The sequence below is a fragment of the Phytoactinopolyspora endophytica genome, from assembly GCF_004138495.1.
GTDB classification, from domain to species: domain Bacteria; phylum Actinomycetota; class Actinomycetes; order Jiangellales; family Jiangellaceae; genus Phytoactinopolyspora; species Phytoactinopolyspora endophytica.
Genome location: NZ_ML142857.1, coordinates 243,367 through 245,363, shown reverse-complemented (window position 1 = coordinate 245,363; position 1,997 = coordinate 243,367). Strand labels below are relative to the sequence as shown.

Genomic DNA, 1,997 nt, shown 5'->3' with positions numbered 1-1,997 from the left:
CTCGACGTCGGGGTGCAGGCCGAGATCCTGGCCATGTTGGACTCACTGCGGCGTGAGCTCGGCATGGCGCTGGTCCTCGTCACCCATGACCTGGGCGTGGTCGCTGCGCACGCCGACCGGGTCGCGGTGATGTACGCGGGCCGGATCGTGGAGTCCGGGCCGAGTCGGCAGGTGCTGGGCGCCCCCGGCATGCCGTACACGGCTGCGCTGCTTGGGTCGACGCCACGAGTGGACGCGCCGGCCCGGCGCCGGCTGGTCGCCATCTCCGGGCGCCCTCCGGACCTGCGCCGTCGCCCGCCGGGGTGCGCGTTCGCGCCGCGCTGTCCGTTCGCCGTGGACGAGTGCCGTACCGAGGTACCGGCCCGGGTTCCGCTGGAGCCGGGCCACGACGCCGCCTGCCTGCGGACCGGCGAGGTCGACCTGCGCCGGTTCCGCGACAGCGCCGACGTGCGCCGTACCGTCCACCTGGGCGGCGACGGATCGGCAGCGGAAGCGACGTCCAGTTCCGGCGCTGAGCCCGTCGCTGAGCCCGTCGCCGACTCCGTCGCCGACCCGGCGGTTCCGTTGGCAGAGTTCGACGACGTGCGGCTGCACTACCCGGTGCGCAGCGGACTCCTGCGCCGCACGACTGACCACGTCCGTGCTGTCGACGGGGTCAGCCTCCGGTTGTGGCCCGGCCGGACACTTGCCCTGGTCGGCGAGTCCGGCTCCGGCAAGACCAGCCTGACCCGGACCCTGCTGCGGCTGGAACAGCCGACCGGCGGCACGGTCCGCTACGACGGGATCGACGTGACCGCGCCGGACCGGACCCAGCTGTCCCGGCTCCAGCGCGAGGTCCAGGTGGTGTTCCAGAACCCGTACGCGAGCCTGGACCCGCGGATGACCGTCCGGCAGATCCTGTCCGAGCCGCTGCGCGTGCATGCCGTGCCCGCTGTGGACGACGTGCTCGTCGGCCTGCTCGACTCCGTCGGCCTGGACCGCTCCGCCCTCGCCCTGCTCCCACGTGCGTTCTCCGGAGGCCAGCGGCAGCGGATCGCGATCGCCCGTGCCCTGGCGCTGAAACCCCGCCTCATCGTGTGCGACGAGGCGGTCAGCGCGCTCGACGTCTCGATCCAGGCGCAAGTCCTGAACCTGCTGGCCGACCTGCAGGAAGCGACGGGCGTCGCCTACCTGTTCATCACCCACGACCTGGCCGTGGTGCGCTCGGTCGCGCACCGGGTCGCGGTCATGCGCGGCGGCGTCGTGGTGGAACAGGGCGATGCCGAGCAGATCTATCGCGACCCGGCACACGAGTACACGAAGGCGTTGCTGGCGATGGCGCCGCGCGACCCCCGAGACGAGAGGACGACCGCCTGATGGTCCAGATCACCGGAGTACGGCTGACGTCGATCAACACCCCGCGCACCACAGGGCTGGTCTGCGGGCACGTGATCGTCAAGATCCGGACGTCGGAGGAGGGCCTCGTCGGCATCGGCGAGATGTCCGACCTCCAGCACCTGCCCCGGTTCCACGTCGACGTGCCCGACCTGGAACGGACGCTGTCGGAGCTACTGACCGGGCTGGACCCGTTCGCGATCACTGAGATCGAGCGCCGGATGGAGGCGAACTTCCCGCAAGCCGGCTACATCTACGACAAGAGCCGAGCGATCAAGTGTGGGGTCGACATCGCGCTGTGGGACCTGGCCGGCAAGCGGTTCGGGGTACGCGTCGCCGACTTGCTGGGCGGACCGGTGCGCGACGGCATCCCGATCGCGTACCCGCTGTTCCGGCAGCAGCGCGAGTCCGATATCGAGGATCGGCTCGCCTTGGTCGAGAAGCAGCTGACGGCCGGCTTCCGGCACTTCCGGGTCTACGTCGGACGGCGGCTCGACCTGGACGAGCGGTTCCTGCGAACCGCCCGGGACCGGTTCGGCGACGTACTGCAGATCAAGTCGCTGGACTTCTCCAACCTGCTGGACTCGCGGGACGCCTGCCGGTTCGTCGAGAAGGTGTTCGAT

General features: G+C 70.9%; 1 protein-coding gene and 1 pseudogene. Both read left to right on the top strand.

The window, feature by feature from the left end; all coding sequences use genetic code 11:
- A partial coding sequence (locus ELR45_RS19010) for a dipeptide ABC transporter ATP-binding protein (RefSeq protein ID WP_205856858.1) occupies positions 1–1,356 on the top strand: 1,356 nt, incomplete at its 5' end.
- Positions 1,356–1,997: pseudogene (locus ELR45_RS38370) on the top strand (mandelate racemase/muconate lactonizing enzyme family protein); the annotation flags it as partial. The gene ELR45_RS19010 and the pseudogene ELR45_RS38370, both read left to right, overlap by 1 nt.